General features: G+C 60.7%; 21 protein-coding genes and 2 pseudogenes. 8 read left to right on the top strand and 15 right to left on the bottom strand.

Translation table 11 applies throughout. The features are described from left to right. Positions 1-206: 206 nt before the first annotated feature. Positions 207-599, top strand: coding sequence for a VOC family protein (locus tag AC0QUY_RS16930; RefSeq protein WP_161854132.1), 393 nt, complete (start codon positions 207-209; stop codon positions 597-599). A 52-nt stretch (positions 600-651) separates the two neighbouring features. Here the strand turns inward: AC0QUY_RS16930 and AC0QUY_RS16935 are convergent, their stop codons facing one another. Next, positions 652-1,095 (bottom strand): GNAT family N-acetyltransferase, encoded by a 444-nt coding sequence (locus AC0QUY_RS16935; RefSeq protein ID WP_475387634.1) that lies wholly within the window; start codon positions 1,093-1,095, stop codon positions 652-654. A gap of 101 nt (positions 1,096-1,196) precedes the next feature. Then, complete coding sequence (locus AC0QUY_RS16940; RefSeq protein WP_475387635.1) at positions 1,197-1,736, bottom strand: DUF1993 family protein; 540 nt, start codon at positions 1,734-1,736, stop codon at positions 1,197-1,199. Positions 1,737-1,899: 163 nt separating this feature from the next. Here AC0QUY_RS16940 and AC0QUY_RS16945 point away from each other — a divergent pair, with 163 nt between their 5' ends. Then, positions 1,900-2,250 carry a hypothetical protein gene (locus AC0QUY_RS16945; protein ID WP_475387636.1) on the top strand — a complete coding sequence of 117 codons (351 nt, stop codon included), beginning with the start codon at positions 1,900-1,902 and terminating at the stop codon, positions 2,248-2,250. Between the two features lie 745 nt (positions 2,251-2,995). On the opposite strand, the gene AC0QUY_RS16950 is transcribed toward AC0QUY_RS16945, so the two are convergent. Beyond that, positions 2,996-3,631, bottom strand: coding sequence for a class I SAM-dependent methyltransferase (locus tag AC0QUY_RS16950; protein ID WP_475387637.1), 636 nt, complete (start codon positions 3,629-3,631; stop codon positions 2,996-2,998). Positions 3,632-3,776: 145 nt separating this feature from the next. Beyond that, the gene (locus AC0QUY_RS16955; RefSeq protein ID WP_475387638.1) at positions 3,777-4,628 is read right to left on the bottom strand and encodes an alpha/beta fold hydrolase; all 852 of its coding nucleotides are present in this window, start codon (positions 4,626-4,628) and stop codon (positions 3,777-3,779) included. 941 nt (positions 4,629-5,569) lie between these two features. Here AC0QUY_RS16955 and AC0QUY_RS16960 point away from each other — a divergent pair. Next, entirely contained in the window at positions 5,570-6,028 is a 459-nt protein-coding gene (locus AC0QUY_RS16960; RefSeq protein WP_475387639.1) for a DUF3237 domain-containing protein, read from the top strand. Positions 6,029-6,115: 87 nt separating this feature from the next. On the opposite strand, the pseudogene AC0QUY_RS16965 reads toward AC0QUY_RS16960, so the two are convergent. The 4 genes and pseudogenes from AC0QUY_RS16965 to AC0QUY_RS16980 all read right to left on the bottom strand — a co-directional run bounded on the left by AC0QUY_RS16965 (position 6,116) and on the right by AC0QUY_RS16980 (position 9,036). Beyond that, a pseudogene (locus AC0QUY_RS16965) lies at positions 6,116-6,755 on the bottom strand (glutathione S-transferase family protein). Between the two features lie 65 nt (positions 6,756-6,820). Further along, entirely contained in the window at positions 6,821-7,351 is a 531-nt protein-coding gene (locus AC0QUY_RS16970; RefSeq protein ID WP_475387640.1) for a dihydrofolate reductase family protein, read from the bottom strand. Between the two features lie 179 nt (positions 7,352-7,530). Then, entirely contained in the window at positions 7,531-7,956 is a 426-nt protein-coding gene (locus AC0QUY_RS16975) for a YciI family protein (RefSeq protein WP_475387641.1), read from the bottom strand. Positions 7,957-8,166: 210 nt separating this feature from the next. Continuing rightward, positions 8,167-9,036, bottom strand: coding sequence for an SDR family oxidoreductase (locus AC0QUY_RS16980; protein ID WP_475387642.1), 870 nt, complete (start codon positions 9,034-9,036; stop codon positions 8,167-8,169). A 103-nt stretch (positions 9,037-9,139) separates the two neighbouring features. Between AC0QUY_RS16980 and AC0QUY_RS16985 the strand changes: the two genes are divergently transcribed. Continuing rightward, on the top strand, positions 9,140-10,030 hold the full coding sequence (locus AC0QUY_RS16985; protein WP_475387643.1) for a LysR family transcriptional regulator: 891 nt from the start codon (positions 9,140-9,142) through the stop codon (positions 10,028-10,030). A gap of 821 nt (positions 10,031-10,851) precedes the next feature. On the opposite strand, the gene AC0QUY_RS16990 is transcribed toward AC0QUY_RS16985, so the two are convergent. The 4 genes from AC0QUY_RS16990 to AC0QUY_RS17005 all read right to left on the bottom strand — a co-directional run bounded on the left by AC0QUY_RS16990 (position 10,852) and on the right by AC0QUY_RS17005 (position 14,456). Then, positions 10,852-11,214 carry an ArsR/SmtB family transcription factor gene (locus tag AC0QUY_RS16990; RefSeq protein ID WP_475387644.1) on the bottom strand — a complete coding sequence of 121 codons (363 nt, stop codon included), beginning with the start codon at positions 11,212-11,214 and terminating at the stop codon, positions 10,852-10,854. Continuing rightward, positions 11,214-11,876 carry an SRPBCC family protein gene (locus AC0QUY_RS16995; protein ID WP_475387645.1) on the bottom strand — a complete coding sequence of 221 codons (663 nt, stop codon included), beginning with the start codon at positions 11,874-11,876 and terminating at the stop codon, positions 11,214-11,216. Before AC0QUY_RS16995 ends, AC0QUY_RS16990 begins: the two co-directional genes overlap by 1 nt. A gap of 114 nt (positions 11,877-11,990) precedes the next feature. Beyond that, entirely contained in the window at positions 11,991-13,253 is a 1,263-nt protein-coding gene (locus AC0QUY_RS17000) for a serine hydrolase domain-containing protein (RefSeq protein ID WP_475387646.1), read from the bottom strand. Between the two features lie 1,014 nt (positions 13,254-14,267). Then, positions 14,268-14,456, bottom strand: a complete 189-nt coding sequence (locus AC0QUY_RS17005; RefSeq protein WP_475387647.1) for a hypothetical protein — start codon at positions 14,454-14,456, stop codon at positions 14,268-14,270. A 32-nt stretch (positions 14,457-14,488) separates the two neighbouring features. On the opposite strand from AC0QUY_RS17005, the gene AC0QUY_RS17010 reads away from it, so the two are divergent. Then, positions 14,489-16,858 (top strand): CHAT domain-containing protein, encoded by a 2,370-nt coding sequence (locus AC0QUY_RS17010; RefSeq protein ID WP_475387648.1) that lies wholly within the window; start codon positions 14,489-14,491, stop codon positions 16,856-16,858. 11 nt (positions 16,859-16,869) lie between these two features. After that, complete coding sequence (locus AC0QUY_RS17015; RefSeq protein ID WP_475387649.1) at positions 16,870-17,343, top strand: hypothetical protein; 474 nt, start codon at positions 16,870-16,872, stop codon at positions 17,341-17,343. Between the two features lie 185 nt (positions 17,344-17,528). On the opposite strand, the pseudogene AC0QUY_RS17020 reads toward AC0QUY_RS17015, so the two are convergent. After that, positions 17,529-17,806, bottom strand: a pseudogene (locus tag AC0QUY_RS17020) (GMP synthase (glutamine-hydrolyzing)); the annotation flags it as partial. 96 nt (positions 17,807-17,902) lie between these two features. Beyond that, positions 17,903-18,496 carry a TetR/AcrR family transcriptional regulator gene (locus AC0QUY_RS17025; protein WP_475387679.1) on the bottom strand — a complete coding sequence of 198 codons (594 nt, stop codon included), beginning with the start codon at positions 18,494-18,496 and terminating at the stop codon, positions 17,903-17,905. 157 nt (positions 18,497-18,653) lie between these two features. Between AC0QUY_RS17025 and AC0QUY_RS17030 the strand changes: the two genes are divergently transcribed. Continuing rightward, positions 18,654-19,052, top strand: coding sequence for a RidA family protein (locus AC0QUY_RS17030; protein WP_475387650.1), 399 nt, complete (start codon positions 18,654-18,656; stop codon positions 19,050-19,052). A gap of 495 nt (positions 19,053-19,547) precedes the next feature. Here the strand turns inward: AC0QUY_RS17030 and AC0QUY_RS17035 are convergent, their stop codons facing one another. Further along, positions 19,548-20,444, bottom strand: a complete 897-nt coding sequence (locus AC0QUY_RS17035) for a LysR family transcriptional regulator (RefSeq protein WP_475387680.1) — start codon at positions 20,442-20,444, stop codon at positions 19,548-19,550. A gap of 293 nt (positions 20,445-20,737) precedes the next feature. Here AC0QUY_RS17035 and AC0QUY_RS17040 point away from each other — a divergent pair, with 293 nt between their 5' ends. Further along, positions 20,738-21,472, top strand: a complete 735-nt coding sequence (locus tag AC0QUY_RS17040; protein WP_161854072.1) for an SDR family NAD(P)-dependent oxidoreductase — start codon at positions 20,738-20,740, stop codon at positions 21,470-21,472. Positions 21,473-21,517 lie beyond the last annotated feature (45 nt).

The raw sequence follows: 21,517 nt of genomic DNA on the forward strand, positions 1-21,517 counted from the left end.
AGGCGCGAGCCACCTCACTTTTTTGCGAGCAGGAGGCAGCGCAGCAAGGGGCCGTTATTTTTCCCGCTTGAGGGAGCCCATGGCTTCACAGGGGGTAATTTGCGCGAATCATTGCGAGAATCTGCGCCCAGTCGTTGCTCGTGGAACGATACAACCTGCGGTCCAGTTAACGGAGCGACGAAGCTGTTCCAGCCCGGGAGAGCGCAATGGCCATCCACTTCAATCATACGATCCTGTCGACCCACGACCGTAAGGCATCGGCAACATTCCTGGCCGAGATGCTCGGTCTGCCGGCTCCGCGGCGATGGGGGCCGTTTTACATGGTCACCACCGAAAACGGCGCCAACCTCGACTACATGGATGTCGACGGCGACATTGCTCCGCAGCACTATGCGTTTCTGACCAGCGAGGCCGAGTTCGACGCGATCTTCGGCCGGGTGCGGGAACGGCAGCTTCCCTACTGGGCCGACCCCGGACAGACCCAGGCCGGAAAGATTAACCACCACGACGGCGGACGTGGTTTCTACTTCAAGGAGCAGAACGGGCATCTTCTTGAAATCATCACCCGCGAATACGGCAGCGGGGGATGGAATCCTTGAGAGTTCGGGCTGTGTGTGCGCAGGCCGACGAGTCCGACCTCCAAACGCGCCCTCACCGGCGCGCCAGACGTTTCTCATAGCGCCAAATCTCCAGATCGAAGGGACCATCGACGGTGTCGAGGCGGTTGACCATCGTTCTGGCGAGATACCATCCGCACTTCTCATAGAATCGGGCGGCGCGCACGTTGCCGATGGCGCAGGCGAGCCACGCCGTCCCGACGCCGCGCTCCGATAGTTGCGCTTCCGCGTCTGCCATGAGAGTGGCGGCTATCCCGGCGCCACGCGCTTCCGACGCGACGTAGAACTGATAGAGCTCGTCGCCCTTCAGCATCGCGAAGCCTGACGGCGCGCCTCGCGGCCCGATGACCCGCACATCGGCGAGCGCGGCGGTCATCCGTTCGGCGAAGCTCTCACGCGTGCGCGCCCGCGCCAGCTCTGCCGGCAGGATCGCGGCGTGGGCATCCTGCCAGCCGTCATACCAAAGCTTCGCGAGCACGCTGCACTCGGAAGGATCGGCCGGCCGTGGAGTCGTCGCTGGATCATACGCCATGTGTTCACGCTTTTTGCGCCCGCGGATCTTGCGGCCCCGCTCTCACCCTACCCCGCCTTCGCGGTGCGCACCCGACCGGCAAGATGTGCCATGTAGTTGGCCTTGCCGATCCGCACGCCTTGATGCCTCAGGATGTCGTAGGCGGTGACGAGATGGAAGTAGAAATTGGGCAGCAGCCACTCGTCGACATAGAGGTGGCCGGTGAATGAAATGAACCTGCCGCCCGGCAGATCGATCCGCTTGTCGCGGTCGAGCACGCGGTCATTGATCCCTGCGGTCCGCTCCGCGACGTAGGCGACCGTGTCCTGCACATGCCGTTTCAAGCCGGGAAAATCCAGCGTCGCCGGATCGATCTCCGGCGCTGTCGCATCGCTGCACCAGGCAGCGAACTGATTGGGCTGGTTGCAGGTGAAGACGATCTGATACGGGAATGGAAACATGTCATCGGCGAGCCGGGCCGCCAGCAATGCCTCGGGGCTCTCGGCCTTCTCGCGCCATTGCGTCTCGGCGGCGTCAAGCAAGCCGGCAAGCACCTGCAATCGCGTCGTAAAAACTCCAGTCGCTCGCCTCAACACTGAATCGGACATGCTTGGCAGCCTGCTCCTTCACCCGATCGTTCCCGGGCGGCTTTTTCACGCCGCACCGTTAAGATTACGTCTTAACCAATAATTAATTATGTCTTTGCGGGCACGAAAGGCCCAGCTTAGCGTTTTGGGAATGCTGCCCAGTAACCTCTCATGGGTGAGTGCCATGACATATCGAACGACGTTTATCGCATCTCTCGGCGCAGTCGCGCTTATCCTTGCCGCGGGCGAAGCCTTGGCCGATCCGGGCGCGGCACGCGGTGCGGGCGCGGCGCCAACGCGTCCGGCTTTCCCGGCATTCCCCCACTCGGGGCATCATCATCACCATCACCGAGGCGGTTTCTGGCCTGGCGGCGTCGGCGTGTTCTACGGTCTGCCGAGCGACGTCGACCGACCGGTGGTCGTAGAGGCCCCGCCGCCAATCAAACAGTCAGACGACCTCCGCTACACCTGCGTCTATGACATTCCCTGGGACTACGTGCATCGCTGTCCGCAGTGGAATGCGCCACGGTATTAGTTTTTGCGCGTCTGCACGGACCTCACCGCATCATTGCGAGTGCAGCGAAGCAATCCATCCTTCCACGCATGAGGTGACAATGGATTGCTTCGCTTCGCTCGCAATGGCGTGGATATAGTTTCGCGATCTCGCGACATGTTTTGCCCGAGGTTTGTATCTTCTTCGGCGCCCTCTCCAATCAAGAGGGCGCAGGGAAGACCGGGTGCTTGCTGCACCCGAGGTCTCGTGTGCCGTTGCGCATAAAAGGAAACGCACACGAGCATACAGGTACAGCGGGAGCATCCCGGCCTTCCCTGCGCAATGGCTTTACGGCTTACTTCGTGCTCTTCCCGGAGAACGGCTCTTTTGCCTCCGTCGCCTGCGCTTCTTATCGCACGCTTAACGCCAGCACCGCGGCGTCCGAACCACACGACTTCGCCGTACGCCTCACGTCACGTACGTCGTCGTGACATCAGCGTCCATCGCATCTCACCGCACGTTCGTGACGATCGCGAAGCGCCCCTCATCTTGCCGTGAGACGGACGGAGTTATGCGACTGATTTGGGTGAGAGTGAAAGCGGAATATTTTTGATTTCCGGGCTTGACACGATTTCGGAAAATCAGAAGTGATTTGCCCGTCATGCCAGTTCGTCGCAGCCGCGCGTTCCAATTGCGTTGCGCGAAGCAAATCAATTCGGAAGGCGCAGCGGATTTGTAGCCCGCATGAGCGAAAGCAATATCCGGGGATACGAAGCGGCGATCGACGCTACTTCCTTGCCACGACGAACGGCCGCGCATCCTTGCCGCGGGAGGCATGGCGGGCGCGTTCGATGATTTCAAATCCCGCCGCCGAAATCTCGCGTTCCAGATCCTCCGCCGACAGAAACGCCACATAGGGCGCCTTGCCGACGAGCTGCATCAAGGGCAGCGCGACGCGCAGCAGCGAATTCATTTCCTTCAGGCACGGCGTCTTGGAAATGAAGTGCCCGCCAGGCCGCAGCAGGCGATGGATACCTTTCAACGCTGCTTCGCGCTCCGCCACCAGATGCAGAACGTTGAAGCCGAAAGCGACATCGAAGCTCCCGTCCGGCCACGGCGCCGCCTCGGGCCGCGCCACCTCGAACGTGGCATTGCTGCAGCCTTCGACCTTTGCCTTGTCGCGCGCGATCGCGATCATTTCGCCGGACAAGTCGGTCGCCACGATGCGCCCGACCGATGACGCAAGCTTCAGCGCCGTCGTTCCCGTTCCGCATCCGAACTCGAACGCCGTCTCGGCCCCCTTGAGGTAATGTCGCGTTCGCTCGAGCGTGCGCTCATAGCCCGCCATATCGGCAATCGGGTCGCTGGCATATTTGCGCGCAGCGCGATCCCAGAACTGCGCGTCGTTTACGAGACGAAACATGGCGTGTCCTCCTGCGAGCGGCTTCTAGCATATGCGCAGGAAATGGAAATGCTGACGGCGGCGCACGTCTATTGGTCCGTAGGGCGGGTCAGCGAAAACGTAACCCGCCATTCACGAGTCCGTCACGATGAGCGAATGCGGTGGATTAAGCTTGAATCCGGGAAAGAAAGTCTCTCATCAAGTTGGCCACTTCGTTGAGATTCGTCTCCAACAGCCAGTGACCGCCATCAAGGAAATGCAGTTCGGCGTTCGGCAGGTCGCGCAAATAGGCGCGCGCGGCTCCTTCGGGCATGAAGCCATCTTTCGGACCCCATATGATCAGGGTCGGCGGTTGATGATCCCGCAGATAACGCTGATAGCGTGGAAACCAGGCGAGATTGTCCTTCAAGCCCGCAATCACATCCACCGCAATCTCCTTCCGGCGCGGAGTCGTCAAAGCCCAGTGCAGCTCCCACAAGTCGGGAGGAATGGTCCTGGCCTGTTCGGGTTCGACATCGTTCAGGAATTCGTCGCGATAGCCCTCCCGACTTACCGCCGCTGCAAGCTTGTAGCGATTTTCCGGTGTCGGATGAGCGAAATACTCATTTAGTGGCGCGTATTTAGGACCTAACTGGTCCTCGTAGATGTCGCCGTTCTGGATGATCAGCGCCGCCATCCTCTCCGGCGCCTTGATGGCGAGCCGAAGACCAATCTGAGATCCGAAATCGTGCAGGTAGAGCGCGAATTGCTTGAGGCCGAGGCGGTCAGCAAACCGCTCAAGGAAATCCGCATAACCGTCAAAATCGTATGCGAAAGATTCGGGCGTGTCGCTGTAGCCGCATCCAGGGAAGTCAGGCGCGATCAGGCGCCACCGATCTTCAAGAAGCGGCATCAGGTTCCGGAATTCATACGATGAGCAAGGATAGCCGTGGGGCAAGAGCACGGCAGGCGCATCAGATGAGCCTGCTTCCCGGAAAAAGATGCGACTTCCGTCGAGATCCATCCATTCGTGTCGCATCGAGCCTCCCGAAGACGGCATGTCATTTTGCGTTCAACGCGCCGTTCGTCACAAGGTTCACAACGGATGCGCTTGAATGTCGCGCGCAGCATCAGCGCGGGACAATGTCCCGCCCTCAAATGGAAGCTAAGACTGCTTGTCTATTTCAGCGCAGGGCGGGTCAGCGAAAGCCTGACCCGCCCTGCTTGCACAGCTCATTCCGACGAGCTGGGCGACCGCGGAATACGCTTTTCCGCCTTACGGGCTGCCTTTCTTGCGGCTTTTCGAGCAGACCAACGCGCTCGAAACCGCTTCAAGACGCGAAGCGTCATGGGAGCAACCGCTTGAAGCGCTATAGAAGCGCTTCCGGCTACCAGCCCTTTGACAACATCAAATGCTAAATCGGGCCAAAAGTACCACATGACCCCTGCGTCCTTCTTCACAGGGGCACCGCCGGGCAGCAGTGGGCATAGAAAAGAAATAGAAAAGCCCCGTCCGTCGCCGGCGGGGCCCAGTAAATCTCTGTACGCGGTAATCAGCGCACGCGAAACCTCTTTGGTTCACCCGCTCAAGGTGGACTTGAGAATGAGAGAGGCACACATCACAGGTGCCGTGCGATTAAAGCCGCGCATAACGATGCTCCTGAAACGAAAACGAACGGCCCCGTAGCAGGGATTCCCCCACCAACGGCGGCCATTCATCTTACACAACCAGACTGGACGGCTCCTGTCTGTGTGCCATTTCACAATTGGGAGCATATATGTAGCCGTGATCCAGTTCGGCTATCGCGCCGCCCCTCCGCGGCGAGGAGCAGAAAGGGCTGGAAAGCGGATATCGACAGCGGAGCACCTGCCGATTGGGCGCAAGGAAGCGCATGAAGCGCGTCATCATCACGGGCACGTCTGGAACCAGCGCGCCGGCCCGGCCGTTGACCGATATTTCCGACTACGAAGGCCGATCCAATGGCTGGTCTTGAATTCGAGATGACATATCGTCTGCGCGTGCGCGGTCCGATGCCGACGACGCACGGCTCACCCGTCGGCGCGCACAGCTACTGGGAGATGAGCGAAGGCACACTGGAAGGCACGCGCATCAAGGCGCGTATCGCGATGCCGGGCGGCGACTGGTACCGGCCGGGCTCGGATGGCTTTGGCCGGCCCGATGTCCGCGTCCAATTCATCACAGATGACGACGCCGTTATCCTGCTGCACTACACCGGCCTCGTGCAGATGAATGACGCCTTCACCAAGGCCGCCGAGACGGCCGGCACCACGCGCTTTGAAGATCACTACATGCGGATGGCAATGCGCTTCGATACCGGCGCACCGAAATACGCCTGGCTCAACCAGCATCTGTTTGTGGCCGAGGGCCGCCTCACCGGAAAAGACCAGATCGAATACTGCATTTACCGCGTCACCTGATTCCTGCACCTTTGTTTGCGAGATTTGTCGAGCGCTTCGATGAGGGAAGATTCCGCGGCGACGACTTCGCGCCCAGGACGGACATCATCAGCCGGTCGGCGGCTTGCCGGTGTTGACGGCCAGTTGAGCGGCGAAAGCCCGTTTGTAGGCAGGCCGCGCTTCACCGCGGGCGAGATAGGCTGCCAGGTTTGGGTATTCATCCAGAATGCCCGATGATTTCAGCCTGAGCAGCACCGACACCATCATCAGATCGCCCGCGCTGAACGCACCATCGAGCCAGTCGGCATCGCCCAAACGGGCGGAAAGTTGTTTCAGCCGGTCGCGAACGCGACCCTCGACCAACGGCAAGCGCGCGTCATGCCAGGGCCTGTCACTCTCCAGGATCTTGGCGGTTGCAAGTTCAAGGATCGGTGGCTCCACCGTGTTGACAGCGGCAAACATCCAGGTGATCGCACGCGCCCGGGCATTGTCATCGTCAGGCAGAAGGCCTGCATGGCGCTGGGCGATATGGAAGACGATCGCCCCTGTCTCGAACAAGGCGAGATCGCCTTCCTCATAAGTCGGAATCTGGCCAAAGGGATGAAGCGCCAGGTATCGCGCGAAACGAAACAAGGCGAACCTCGTAGGATTGGCCCACTTCCTCGAGCGCCCAGCGAACGCGCGTATCCCGCGCCAGTCCCCTGCCGCCATCGGGTGACCGTTCAAAGGCGGTAATGGTGATGGTCATCACGAGGCTCCTCCTTGGGCGGTGGATTGCGCCTCCGGCTAATCCACCCTGTTGAGCCGTGGGATTTAAGCAGGAGCGTACGTCAACCTGATCACGCCCTCGCCCATTTGATCGCTGGCCACAAGGCGAAGCGGCGGCCGGGGGCCGGCGAAGAATGGCTTGCCGCGACCAAGCACGACGGGGTGAAGGTAGAGTTGATACTCATCAATAAGACCAAGGTCGGTTAGGCTTCTTGCCAGGTCTGGTCCGGAAACGTCAATCTCGCCAACGAGCTGAGCCTTTAGCTCACGTATCACCGCCTCGAAGTCATCCCCGACGAGAGTGGCGTTGGGGCCGACTGACTTCAACGATCGTGATATGACCCACTTCGGTTGGCGCCGCCACGCCGCCGCGAAGTCGCGTTCCTCCGGGGTCCACTCAGGATGGCTGTCGTCCCAATAGCGCATGACCTCGTACATGCGGCGGCCGTACACACTGCCCGTCAGGCCGCGCACTTGCTCGATCCAGTGACGAAAGAGCACGGGCCCTGGCGCAAATTCCTGATGGTCGACGTAGCCGTCCAGGGACTGGTTCATTCCGAAGACGATCTTCGCCATGCTACAATTCTCCACCGCAGCCTTCTTCAGAATAGTTTTAGCCGACGTTGCGCGGACGTGAGGCTGGACACAATCTGCGCGCCGCTTTGTCGGTGTGACCAATGACCGGAGGTGGGCTTTCTACCATTCTCCGCCATTCGGCTCGCGCATCCTGGTGCTTCCATTTGTGAGGTCACAACCTAGGCGACGCCGAGTTTCCCGCGCGTCCCGTCATGGGGCGTCGAGAGCTCTTCGGGCGTCAGAAACTCGGCCAGATCCGCCGCCTCGAGGAACGGCCGGATCTCGATCTCGCTCGGGCCCGACATGGGATTGGGGCAGCGCTTCGCCCAGGCCACGGCCTCGTCCATGTCCTTGACCTCCCAGATCGAGAAGCCGGCGACCATCTCGCGGATCTCGGCGAACGGCCCGTCGATGACCGTGCGGCCGGGACCATCGAAGGCGATGCGCTTAGCCTGGGCGCTGGGCATGAGGCCGGCACCGGCCACCAGGACGCCGGCCTTGACCAGTTCCTCGGTGAACCGGTCCATCGCCTCGAACGTCTCGGCCGTGGGGGGCACGCCCTTTTCGCTGTCCTCAGTGGCTTTCGCGAACACCATAACCCTCATCGTCTGTCACCTTGTTTGAGCCGGCCCCTTTTGGCGCTCATCGGGAGGACGAACGAGCTTGTCGGAAACCGACATCGTTCTGCAGATTTTTCCGATGTTCGAGATGCGCGGCAGGAACGACCGCTTTTCGGATCAGCGGGGGCGGTCCCGGGTATCGCTGCGCTCACCCGGGCTGCGCTTGCTTGTGGTCGGAGTTTGGTTGCTCGGTCCTCAGGCCGCGGAGGCGATCTCGGTCGCGAAGTTGCGATAGGAGTGCAGCGGGCGGCCCAGGATCTTGGTCAGACGCTCGACGTCGCCGGTCTCCGGGATCATGCCGTCGCTGACATAGCGCTCGGCCATCAGGCGCATTTCATACGCCATCCACTTCGGCATGAATTTCGCCAGATTCTGCTCGAACCCGGTGGGATCATCGCCGCCATAGGCAACCGGGCGACCCAAGACGTCTGACCAGATCGCGGCCGCGTCCGAACCCGTCAGCGTATCAGGGCCGACCAGATTGATGGTTTCGATCGGCAGCTTGCCCGGAGCCTGCTCGCGACGGATCAGCTCGATCGCTGCGACCTCGGCAATGTCGCGGGCGTCAACCATGGCAACACCCTTGCTGCCGATCGGCATCGGATAGACGCCATAGTTGAAGATGACGTCCTTGATCATGAGTTCATTGTCAATGAAGTAGGCCGGACGCAGGATCGTGGCGCTGAAGCCCATCCGTTCGATCATTCGCTCGGCGCCGGATTTCACCGCGAAGTGCGGCACGTTCACGAAGTGATCGCTGTGGATCACCGACAGATAGACCACCCGCTCGACGCCCGACTCGCGGGCAATGTTCAGGGCGATGAGCGCCTGGGTGAATTCGTCTCCCGCCACCGCATTGAGCAGAAACAGCGTGTTCACGCCGGTGAACGCGGTGCGCAGCGAGTCGATATCGAGCAGGTCGCCCTGCACAACCTCCACACTGGCCGGAATGTTGGCCTTCGAGGGATCGCGGACGAGGACGCGCAGGTCGGCGCCGCGCTTGACGAGTTGCTGGACGACTTGGCGGCCGACACGGCCAGTGGCGCCGGTAACGAGGATGGTCATGGGGATCACTCCGGTTGGGGGTCAAAGACACCCTGCAAATTAGTGATCCACCTTTGGACCGATAGACATTATATTTGGACATACTGTCTCATTGGTGGAACATATGGACCTGCTTGCTCTCGCTGATTTCAATCTTGTCGCCCGGCATGGAGGGTTTGGGCGCGCCGCGCGAGCTGCGGGACGCCCAAAGGCAACGTTGTCCCGCCGGGTCTCGGAACTGGAGGCCGCCCTCAACCTGCGTCTGTTCGAACGCGGGGGACGCACACTGAAGCTCACCGAGGAAGGACGTGCGCTGTTCGAGCGAGCGGGTCTTTTGCTCACCGAACTCGAAGAGACGGCGGCGGCGATCGCCTCGGGCGGTGAAAGGCCGCGAGGCAGGTTGCGGATCAGTGCCCCGCTGCTTTTCTCTCAAACAGCCATGGGAAAGATCGCCGCGGGGTTCGCCCTGAAGTATCCGGAGGTGAGGCTCGAGGTCACGACGGAAGACCGTGCGGTCGACATGATCGAGGAGGGATTTGATCTGGTGATCCGGGTCAATCCGGATCCGGATGATAGCCTGGTTGGACGAGTCTTCCTGCGCGATCGGCTGCTGGTCGTGGCAAGCCCCGACCTCGCCCGGCCGGCCGGAGATCTTGCTGCACCTGCCGTCGTGCGCTCGGCAGGTGATCGACTTGCCTGGGACCTAAAGACGCCCACTGGCCGGTCGACAATCGCGGTCGAGCCAGTCCTCGCGCTGTCATCGTTGATGATGGTTCGGGATGCGGTGCGAGCGGGAGTTGGCGCGGGCCGTCTCCCCATGTCGCTCGTGAGCCACGATTTAGCCGACGGCAAGCTGGTGCACTGGGGGGATATCGATGGACCCGAGATTACCTTGTGGACGCTCTACCCATCCAAGCGGCTACTGAGCGCTCGGGTGGCGGCGTTCCTCGACTATCTAAAACAGGCCTTTCCTTTGGGAACGCCTGATGAGCTGGCCGCCTATATCGGCAAGTGACGCCCGGGAAACTGACTTATTTAGCCGAGTTCAGGCCTTACTCTACAATTGGCAGCCTGTATCGCCCGGCGCCGCGGATACGATCCGGCGGATGGCTATTCCGCCTCTGGCTGATCTACTTTCTAGAGAGCATCAGGGTGTGGGCCCGCGTTCTCGCGGCGCGTTGCGTCCGAGGTTGGCATCTTGTTTTGCCCTCCTCTTATTTAGAGGGCGCAGGGAAGACCGGGTGCTTGCTGCACCCGCGGTCTCGCGTGCGATTTGCGCAAACAAAAGTGCACACGAGCATACAGGGCAGCGGGAGCATTCCGGCCTTCCCTGCGCAGTGGCTTTACGGCTTACTTCGTGCTCTTCCCGGAGAACGGCTCTTTTGCCTCCGTCGCCTGCGCTTCTTATCGCACGCTTAACGCCAGCACCGCGGCGCCCGAACCACACGACTTCGCCGTACGCTGCCTTGCGCGTACGTCGAGCGCGCCTTCAGCGTCCACCGCATCTCACCGCACGTTCGTGACGATCGCGAAGCGCCCCTCATCCGCCGTGAGACGGGCGAAGTTATGCGACTGATTTGGGTGAGAACGAAAGCAGAATATTTTTGATTCCCGGACTTGACACGATTTCGGAAAATCAGAAGTGATTTGCCACGATGCTGTAGGGTGGGCAAAGCGAAGCGTGCCCACCATTTCGAGCGAGGCTCAAGATGGTGGGCACGTCGCTATCGCTCCTTTGCCCGCCCTACAAGAACAACCGTAGCCCGCATGAGCGCCAGCGATATGCAGGAACACTGTCCCGGGGTCGCGCCTGGCCGGGCAAGGAGTAAGCAGATTCTAAGCCCTCTTCCCGGTCCGTTTGCTGATCGGTGCGTTACGCCGCTCGCGTTTACCTCGCGCGATCTCCGTCGCCAGCGCGTCCAGCTTTGGCTCCCAGAAATTCCTGAACTGACCGATCCATGCATCCACGCTCTGAAGCCCCGCAGAGTCCACCGAATAGAGTCGCCTTTGCGCCTCCGCGCGAACCCTTGCAAAGCCGCTCTCGCGCAGCACCTTGAGGTGCTGCGACACGGCCGCCTGCGTGATCCCAAACTCGGCTCCGATTGCGTCCACAACTTCACCGGACGCCATTTCTCTGGGGCCGAGCAGTTCGAGGATGCGACGGCGCACCGGATCGGCGAGGACTTCGAAGACGTGCATCAGCTTCCTGTGCCCGGGTGCGCGATATCAGGCGGCATCTCGCCGCGATAGAAAGCGATGGTACGGTCCGACCGCTCCTTCGCCGACGCCGGATCGACCCCGCTCGCGACATGCGCCGCGCGCCAAAACTCGCCGCTCTCGGTCATGAACCCCTTGCCTTCAGGTGAGCCCATCCATGCCTCGGCTGTCTCATGATCGACCGACGCTCCGGTCGCAAGATAGCGCTCAAGTCCCGCAAGGGAGAGGTCCCAACCGATACCCACGGCGCCTGGACCGAATTGGTTCCAATGATCCTCGATGATCGCGGTGTGCTCCAGGGTCAACCGTGCCTGGCTGCGCTCTGCCGCCAGCTGGACGTCAATCCAGCTCGTCGCGCCTCCGAATTCCCATGTCGCCGCAAAATGCCTGGGCGGCGTGCATGCCGTGATGGTCCCGCCTGCATTGCCCTTCAGCTGGTACTTTCCGCCCAACTGGAGATCTCCCTCGATCGGCAAGAACCAGCGCGGGATGCGTTCCTTGCTGGTCAGCGCGTCCCAGAGGTCATCGACATTAGTGTCGTAAAGCCGTGTCAGCGTCACTGCGCTCGCTGCTTTGCCGTCCTTCTCAAAATTGCGCACCGAGCGCGTGACAAGCCCCAACACCCTCGCGACGTCGATCTGCATCCTGTCCTCCTTGTCGTTTGAGGCAAGGAATATCGGTACGAGCTTATATAAGTCAAGACTTATATTATAGTTGCGGCAGACCGTTTCGGTTGTCGATGCGCCTCGCCAACTGCGTCAGCCGCCCGCCATCAGGTCCTTTGCCAGCGCCATGTAGGCCGGCAGCGTCACGGGGTCATTGGTGGCATTACCCGCGGCCGGATGCGAGGCATAGCGGGCGATCACCATCTCGGCTTTCGGATCGATATAGATGCCCTGCCCGTGAACGCCGCGCGCCATATAGGCGCCGTGCGCATTGTGTGTCACCCACCACTGGTTCCGGTACGACGCGCCGGGCAATGTGGTATAGCCGGCCGGTTTGAATTTTGCGGGATCGCCGCCGCGCGTGATGTCCTCGACGACTTGAGACGGCACGATCTGGCGGCCGTTGAAGCGGCCGTGATTGCGGATCGTTTCGCCGAAGCGGGCCAGATCGCGCAGCGTGGTCGAAAGCCCGCCGCCGCCGCTTTCGGTGCCGATGCGGTCGACGTGATAATGCGCGTCCTCTTCCGCCCCCATCGGAATCCAGATGCGCTCCGATAAGAGATCGGACAGCGTCATTCCGCTCGCCCGCCGGCAGATCCAGGCCAGCACGTCGGAATTGACGGTCTTGTAGGCGAAGGCCTTGCCGTGCTCACCCTGCTTCTTCTGCGCACACAGGAAATCGAAAATGTTGGTCGCGCCTTCATAGCCCGGCTCGATCGGCGCCATGCCGTTCGCCCGTCGCAGCCCGAACACGCCGGAATTCCTGTCGGTGTAGACCTCGGTGTATTCGAGGCCGGTGGTCATATCCATCGCCTCATGCACGCGCGCGTCAGCGAATGCGCTGGCCTTCAGCTCCGGCACATAGTCCGTGACCGGCGCCTGCGGATCGATCTTGCCCTCCGCAACCAGAATGCCGGCCAACGTGCCGGTGAACGACTTGGTGACCGACATCGCGATATGCGGCTTGTGCGGCTTCAGCGCGCCAAAGTAGCGCTCGTAGATCAGCTTGCCCCGGTGCAGCACGGCGATGCCGTCGGCATAGGTCTCCCCGAGCATGCGCGAGAACGTCATGGGACGCCCGTCCATGGTGACGGACGCGGATGCGCCGATATCGTGCTCTGCGCGCGGCAGCACGGAAGTCGGCCCTGCCCCACGCCAGACATTCACGGTTGGCACCAGTTGGCGGATATTGCTCCAGGCCCAGCGCAATTCGGGGAAGCTGCGGAACGAACCGTTCTGAAAGGTAATGGTCTTGTCCGGCGGCGGGGGAAAGCCCTGCATCCAGCCGAGCGTTTTGGGATCAGTTTCAGCGGAGGAAGGCGTCGGCGGGTTGGCGGCGGCGGTCGCGACAGACATCAGGGCGAGCTCCGAGAGGGGCGATGCCGAGTGTTAGCATGGGAGCGCGCGGTGCACATCCAGCGCTCCGGCTGGCGTAGGCGGAGCAGCTATGCGCCCGCGAAATCCCAACACGGCTTCCAACTAGGTCTGAGCCGGCGCGCTCGCTGACATAGACGCGAGCCACGCGTCGGGCCAGTCCCCGATCCAACACACTTCAACCGAATGTAAGGCAGTATCGAAGTAGCGAACCAGCCTTGCAAGCCAGGAGCGACAGAGGATTGAGGAACGTATTTTCAGCGGCCATGCAACGACAACAGCGCGCTAAAGGACCACGGGATAAGCGATCTCCTCAAGGTCATCTCTCAAAAACGCCAATCGCTGCTCCGGATTCAAGGCTTGTATCAAAGCTTCAGTTAGGGGCTCATGCCGGTATACAGCCGCGACGGACTCTACCGAGATATCGCGTTCATAATAGTCCATTCCCCATGCACGGTAGGTCTCAGGAGACCCATCAAGCATCGTGAGTAAACTCGCCGACCCGTCCGCGTCTGCGCTAGGCAACGGAACGTCGCTGTGGGACCAACTCCGTTGACTGTTGAGGCGCCACAGACAGAACGTCACCCTTTCCGGTGAAAACGCCGGCTCCTTAGCGCATTCCTCGAATTCGAGAGGAAGACCTCGATAGAAGAGTTCGACGGGCACCCTCCGGCTCACAATCGCTGCATCGTGCACAAACCCCTTGATGAACGCTCCCTCCGCATTGAAAAGGACGAAGAAGTCAGGACCTTCCGGACGTGCGGACGCTGATGCGTCTGCTCCAGTCGATCGCGATGCTCGACGCGATATTGCAGCCCGAGTGGCAGTACCGCTACTATTCCTTCAATGCTCGGTGGAGCGGCGCCGGCAGACATTCCTTGCGCCTGGGCGGCTTAGCGAAGCGTCCCCATCATCGCGAGCTGGCACGCTGAGCGAGCCGCCGTGCTGCTCTTCCACGATCGCGAGGATTAGCCGTCCTTGCTCAGATCGACATCCCTATTTCGAATCCGCTTGGCGCCTTCCCCGCTCAAGCTCCGCCCGCTTCTGATCCTGCTCCGCCGTCTTACGAAGCTCTTCTTTGCGGCGTTGCTCTTCATCGGCGCCGTGCTTGATAGCTTCTTTAGCAAGGTTCGTCATTCCAAGGCCGCCGAGCTGTCCGGCGATCGATCCCCAGTTTACCGGCATGGAAAGCTCCTATGCGATGTCAAAGATAGTTGATGGCGCAGAGTGCAAAATCACGCTACAACTCCAGCGCTACTGTTGCAACGGGGAAATCGCCAGTTGCGTTCACCCCGATCATTCTGACCGACATGCCTAGGTGGCGGGCCGATTCACGACGGATTTTACCGATGGTGACGATCCCGACTGAGGAAGAAGTTCTCGATCTCCTTCGCAACGGCACCGCGGAGGATCGCGCGACATTTGCAAGCCGGTTGCCGCCCAGTCCTTTCAACGATCAGGTCAAACTCCTGATCCGATCCGACAATCCGGGCATGGTCATTGTCGCTCTGCAGCCCGCCATCTACTCCTACTGTGAGGGCGCAAATCCGGAATGGGGTGCCGCGCTCGCGGCGGCCGCGCATGTGAGAGCTATGGAGCTCTGGCGGGCCGCGCCCGACCATCACGGTCTGGTGCCGGAGACTTTGTCTGGACTGGCGGACAGCCATTGCAAGGCGCTATTGCGGCGTGGACGTTCGCCAGAGCTGCTGGATGCGGCCGATCGGTATATCGAGACTTATGCGAGGCTCGCCGATGACGGCAACATCCGTGAGATGAAGATAAGGCGCGTTGAGGCACTGCTTAACTTAAAGCGTGTCGATGAAGCCGAAGCCGCGCTGGCGGAAATACAGCGCGCCCGTTCCGCGGACCATATCGAGGCGGATCGCCTGAAGCGCATCATTGAAGATTTGAAGGTCAGAATCACCGAAATCAGAGGGAGCGGCTCGAGTGCAACCACGACCATCGCTTCCGAAAATGCGGTAGATATCTTGAAGGCAATCGATTGGGCGATATCGCGCCATCCTCAATTCGGTAATGAGTCGGATATCGTCGTCCGCCACCGGATTCAGCAAGCATCGATCATCTTCCTGGGCCCCCCTCCAAGGGACAAAGTCCTCCAGTCTCTCGAAAGCCTGCGATCCTGCCGTGATTGGGCGCAGAAGAACGGCATTACCACACTTGAAAATGAGGCGTTGTGGGGAATTTATCTTTGCTACAGCCGGCTCGATCGCTACTCCGACGCGGCAGATGCGCTGATTCATTTGCGCAAGAACCTCGAGGCAATCAGGCGAGGCATTAAAGACCCACAAGAGCGCGGCGGCGTCTTCGCCAGCCACCCGCATCTCTTCGGTGCCATGTGCGAGTATCTGCACAAGGCAAACAGGCCTGCCGATCTACTCGAGGCGATCGAGGCGTCGAAGGGACGCGCGATCGCAGATCGACTGACCCGCTTGATGGGAGCGGCCGTCGACGACGCGGCGGTATACGACCGGGTGAGATCATTGCCAAATCTTACCAATAAAGAGGCATTCCATTATCTTACCTATTTCGTCGATGATGTGAGAATCTATGCCGTCTTGGTGACCAAGCAGGGCGACATTCGCATGCTCGATCCGATCCCGATCCCGCGTCGGGATCTCCAGCAGTGGGCCGAGAATGTGGATCCCCGGCGTTGGGGCAATCCCCGGCGGGATAACATCACACGGTGCATCGAGAGCATTCAAGTTGTGCTCGCGCCGCTGGTAGCATGGCTCGACCATCTCGTCGAAGAGGCCGTGCTGAACAAGGACGACCATATCTGCTACTCAACGGACGATGCGCTTCACAATGTGCCACTCCATTATCTTCGCTTCAATGAAGCGTTGTTGATCGACTGGTTCTCGCTCTCGCGCGTCCATTCGGCGTTCCATCTCGACCATTTGCTGGCGCGCGCCCCCAGCCGCGCTCCTGACCGTTATTTTGGCGTTGTGGTCGGCTTGCGTGACGAACATGCGGAGCCCGCGTTCGTGGAGAGCCTCCAGGCGCCGTTGCGCTGGTTGAAGAGCCACGACCGAGAGGGGGACGAACTGACTGGCGTCGAGGCGACGCTGACGCGTATCACGCAAAGCGCTCTGAATGACCGTATCGTGCATTTCTCCACGCACGGGATGTTCCCGCCGGGTCTGACGAGCCCATTCAACGATTCTTATCTTCTGCTTTCCGACGACGAGGGCTTACCCACGGACAGCGGCGGCGGGAAACTCAGCCCTAGCGCGATCTTCGCGGCGGGCCTCGATTTCTCGGGCAGCGACGTCTCCGTCATGGCCTGCATTAGCGGTCTTGCTCTGAAGGGCGTCGCCGGCGACGCGCTCGGTCTCGACTGGGCCTTCATCCAGGCTGGCGCGATCAGCCTGATTTCAACGCACTGGGATGTCAATGTCAGCGCTGCCGCGCGCTTTTTCATATCGTACTACGAGCATCGGATCGAGCACGGACACTCACGGGCCGAGGCTCACCGCGCAGCCATTCTGGAGCTTCTAGCCGATAGCCGGTCCAACATGGCACTGAACAAATGGGCCGCATTCAGCCTCACCGGGGACTTCCGATAGAGAGGAACAACATGGGCGCAAGACCGATCGAGGACATCATCAAAGACCTAACGCCGTTGCAGCGCGCCAGGGTCGCCGAGGAGCTATATGATATCATCTTCGCCCATGTCTCGGTTGAGGCGGTCCTCAACAATGCAAGCGACGAGACGCGCGATCGGATCGTTGCGGGTATCGAGAAGCGCTTTGTCGACCAGCAGGACGACGTCGTTCAACAACTGCTCTTGGCTTACGCGCAGGACAGGAATTTCGAGCCGATACTGCTCGAAGCCGTGACGGCGGTTAGCGAGGCGGAAACGCTGAGCATCCGTTCACTTCTGACCGCGGGAATGCTGATCAACCTCACCCTATTCACGGCCACCACCGCGGTGGAGATCAAGCATGATCCGCGCGGCCATGTAACCTGGACGATCGAGAAGAAGATCGCCAGCCCGGAGCTCATCAAGCAGTTCGCGGAGTTCTTCAAGACAGGCACGGGACAGAAGTAGATCCCGTCCACCTGGCTGCGCTGGTTGAATGAACCGTCTTTTGATTGCGCATCCGCTTGCCATGCCGGGTCTGCTTGGCGCCGCGCAACTGCCGCGAAGATCGGCTCCAAGGACCTTCAAGAACTATAGACGGACGATTACAATTCTATCCGTGTCTATCCCGCACCTACGCTTTTCTACGCCCCCTACTCCCACTCAATCGTCCCCGGCGGCTTGCTCGTCACGTCATACACCACCCGGTTCACGCCCTTCACCTCGTTGATAATCCGCGTCGCGGTCTCGCCGAGGAATTTCATGTCGAAGGAATAGAAGTCGGCGGTCATGCCGTCGGTGGAAGTGACGGCGCGCAGGCCGACGCGTAGGTGCGGCCGTCGCCCATCACGCCGACGGTCTTCACCGGCAACAGCACAGCAAAAGCCTGCCAGATCCGATCGTAGAGACCGGCCTTGCGGATCTGGTCGATACAACTAGCGAAAGCGTAACCCGCCAGCAACGGCGCGGCTCGACGGGAGAGTGTGGCGGATTTACGCCTCCGGCCAATCCACCCTACGGGCTGAAGTCATGCCGGCTTTGCAAGCAATCCTGTGGCCAAGCAACGAAAGGCCTCGACGGCTTTTGGCAAAACATCTTCCGGATCGTCGCTCGCTGCAACCCAGAGGGCAGCATTGAGAGCGGCTCCATTCAAAAGCCGCGCTGCGGCCTCTGTGTCCACTGACTTCAGAATTCCTTGTGCGATCAGCCGCTCCACGGTCTCCTTTGTCGCCTGCAAGCAACTGTTTTGACTCGGCCAGTGTGATGGATCTCCGAGGACCGCCGGCCCGTCGAGCAATACAATACGCCGGACTTCAGGATCGAGCGCCATCTCGATATAGGCCGCCCCCTCAGCCAGCAGACCGTCCCAATCGTCCCCCGCTTGGGCGCCCATCTCGCGCGCCCGTGCAGCCATCTCCGCGTCGATCTGGTGAACTGCAGCAGCCAGCAGCCCGCGCTTGTCCCCGAAGTTGTGGTAAAGCGCCCCTCGCGTCAGCCCCACTTCGGCGGTCAACTCATCCATAGAGGCGGCAGAATATCCCTTTTCGGCGAAGGCCTTTCGTGCGGCCGCGATCAGCTTCGCACGGTTCTCTTCCATCATCTCGGCGCGCCGCTTCGCCATCATCGTTGCCCGCATCCACATACGCGACGTATATGAGTTGACATACGCCGCGTATGTCTCTATCTCACATACGCCACGTATGTCAAACGACGCAGCGCGTGTGGATGCTCGATGTTTCGGTCCACGGCTCGCGCAACCAAACAAAAGGAATTACAAGATGGCCCAGCGCGAAGCGATTTTTCCGACCGGCAGGCATGCGCTCTACGAGGCACATGGCTATTCAGCCGCGATACGCTCCGGCGAGCTTCTCTTTGTCTCCGGGCAGGTCGGCAGCCGTTCCGATGGGACCCCCGAACCTGATTTCCGACGCCAGGTCGTATTGGCCTTTGACAACCTGCGGGCAACGCTGGAAGCAGGCGGCTGCTCCTTCGACGATATCGTCGATGTGACCACATTTCACACAGATCCCCAAAACCAGTTCGAGACCATTATGGCCGTCAAGAACCAGATCTTCCACGCTCCGCCCTACCCCAACTGGACGGCGATCGGCGTAAACTGGCTTGCTGGTTTTGATTTCGAAATCAAGGTGATCGCTCGCATTCCCGAAAAGGCATAGCGTCACTGCCAAGCGGCCGTATCCGAAATAGGCTGGCACAACTACTGCCGGGCTACGTGGCAGCGAAAAATCGCCACCGAACCTACGCTATTGCCTCCGATACCCCCCTACTCCCACTCGATTGTTCTGAAGCATCATAAGGCATTGGTCCATCGAGGCAAATCTTCCGCTGACGACGAAGAACCGTATCCTGGATCCGTCATAAATTCTCGCTCTTGCATTCAAAGGAGAATTTCGGCGATCCGCGATTTGCTCGGTTTCAAAGACTATCGATATCGATTGGTCGATTTTCCTCGGAGTTCTCCGCAAAAGCGAGGTCTCCAGCTTGCAAAAAAGACCGTCAGCGATGGTGAAGTCCGTCGCCGTCAGTAGTGTGGCCCTCGCGCCGGGTTGCGATACGGCGCAACATTCGCGGATTGAACGACGCCGCTTCAAGCGATCGCAGCTCGGCTTCCGACCGGATTATGGCAAGCGTCGCCGGCCACTTGCCGCGCGTCAGTCGCGCGATATGGACAGCCCCGCGAGAAGCGGAGCGTACGCGGCGAGCCTGCGGGATACGAACTCAGTGAAGAGCCGCACGCGCTTCGTCTTGCGTGTCTCCCCCTGGGTGAGAAGCCAGAGCGTTCCGTACATGTGCAGGTCGGTGCCCGGCACCCTCACCAGCAGGGGGTCGGCATCTCCGACGAAGCACGGCAGTGTCGTGATCCCAAGCCCTTGCTGCACCGCAACGAGTTGCGCCTCGGCGTCCGTGGTCCCGAACGGACCCCCCATGGTGCGAACCTCACCCTCGCTGGCCCAATCCGGAATTCCATGAATGCTTATGACGATCCACCGGATGGGATCAGGCGCGCCCGCACGCCACGCGGCTAGTCGATCGCGGGACATGTAGACGCCGCCGAACAGCTCCGGTCCCTTCAGGCCGTGAAGATTGAGCGGCAGGGTTTTGCGGTCGTAGACGACGCGGATCGCCACGTCGGCCTCTCGGTTGGTCAGATTGGCGAGCTCGCCGGACGACAAGATTTCCATCTCGATGTCCGGATGCAGACGCGCGAAATCGGCGAAGTCCGGCATGAGCAGGTGTGTCGCGAGGGGCGGCGCCAGCGTCACCCGCAGAAGCCCGCGCACGCTCTGATCGCGCCCGAAGACGCGCGTCTCCAGCAGGTGCGACGACGCTTCCATCTGGTCCGCGAACTCGAGGACCTCCTCGCCCGCAGCCGTCAGGCGGTAGCCCGAAGGCAGCTTTTCGAACATGTGCACCCCGAGGCGTTCCTCGAGCTGGGCGATGCGTCGCAGCACGGTCGAGTGGTTCACACCGAGGCGCTCGGCGGCAGCCCGCACCGAGCCTCCACGCGCGACGGCAAGAAAGTAGCGAACGTCATCCCAGTCGATCATGGTGCAATCCGGCACCGCCGGGTTTGCCTTCGAAAGCTCCAGTCCAACACCATCGAACATCCTCTCCAATGCTGGGTAGCACGGGCAGGTGATCACTGACTACGCCGACAAGCACGGCGCAATTCCGAACGGCGGACACCGATCGTCGCGGCTGGCGTCAGCCGCTCAGCCGGATCGATTTCGCACCACCCATGTGCGCGCTTCCGCACTGAACGCCTGACGCCGGCAGATCTATCTCGAGGCTCTCGGGGACCTCCCCGAACGACCAAAGACGGAGTCTGAAAGGAAAAGTCATGGGAAAGCTTGAGGGTAAGGTTGCAGTCATCACGGGTGGATCGAGCGGTATGGCGCTGGCGAGCGCCAGGCGGTTCGCTGAAGAAGGCGCCTATGTTTTCATCACGGGCCGAAGGCAGGAGGCGCTCGACGAGGCGGTCAAGCTGATTGGCCGGAACGTGACCGGCGCGCGCGGCGACGCGGCCAATCTCGACGACCTCGACCGTCTGTTCGACACGGTCAAGCGGGAAAAGGGCAGGATCGACGTCCTGTACGCGAGCGCCGGCATGGGCGAAGCCGTCCCACTGGGCGAAATTACCGAGCAGCATTTCGATGCTGCCTTCGGCCTGAATACGCGCGGCACGCTGTTTACGGTTCAGAAAGCCTTGCCGCTGTTCAACGATGGCGGATCGATCTTCATGACCGGGTCAGTTGCTTCGGTGAAAGGTTTTCCTGGTTACGGCGTGTATTCGGCGAGCAAGGCGGCGTTGCGCTCATTCGCACGCACTTGGCTCAACGAACTGAAGGGCAGGAATATCCGGGTGAACGTGCTGAGCCCGGGGCCGATCGCCACACCGATGCAGGACCAAGTTCTCACAGAGGAGGCGAAGCGGATGTTCGAATCTCTGATCCCGCGGGGAAAGATGGGTCGTCCTGAGGAAATTGCGGCGGTCGCGCTGTTTCTTGCTTCAGACGATTCAAGCTTCGTGAATGGGGTGGAGTTGTCTGTCGACGGCGGCTTCTCGGCCATCTGAAATCGCGCCCGATCGCCGGAAGTGGCTGACCGTCCGGCCGCGCGG

Source organism: Bradyrhizobium sp. WYCCWR15520 (genome assembly GCF_056174665.1).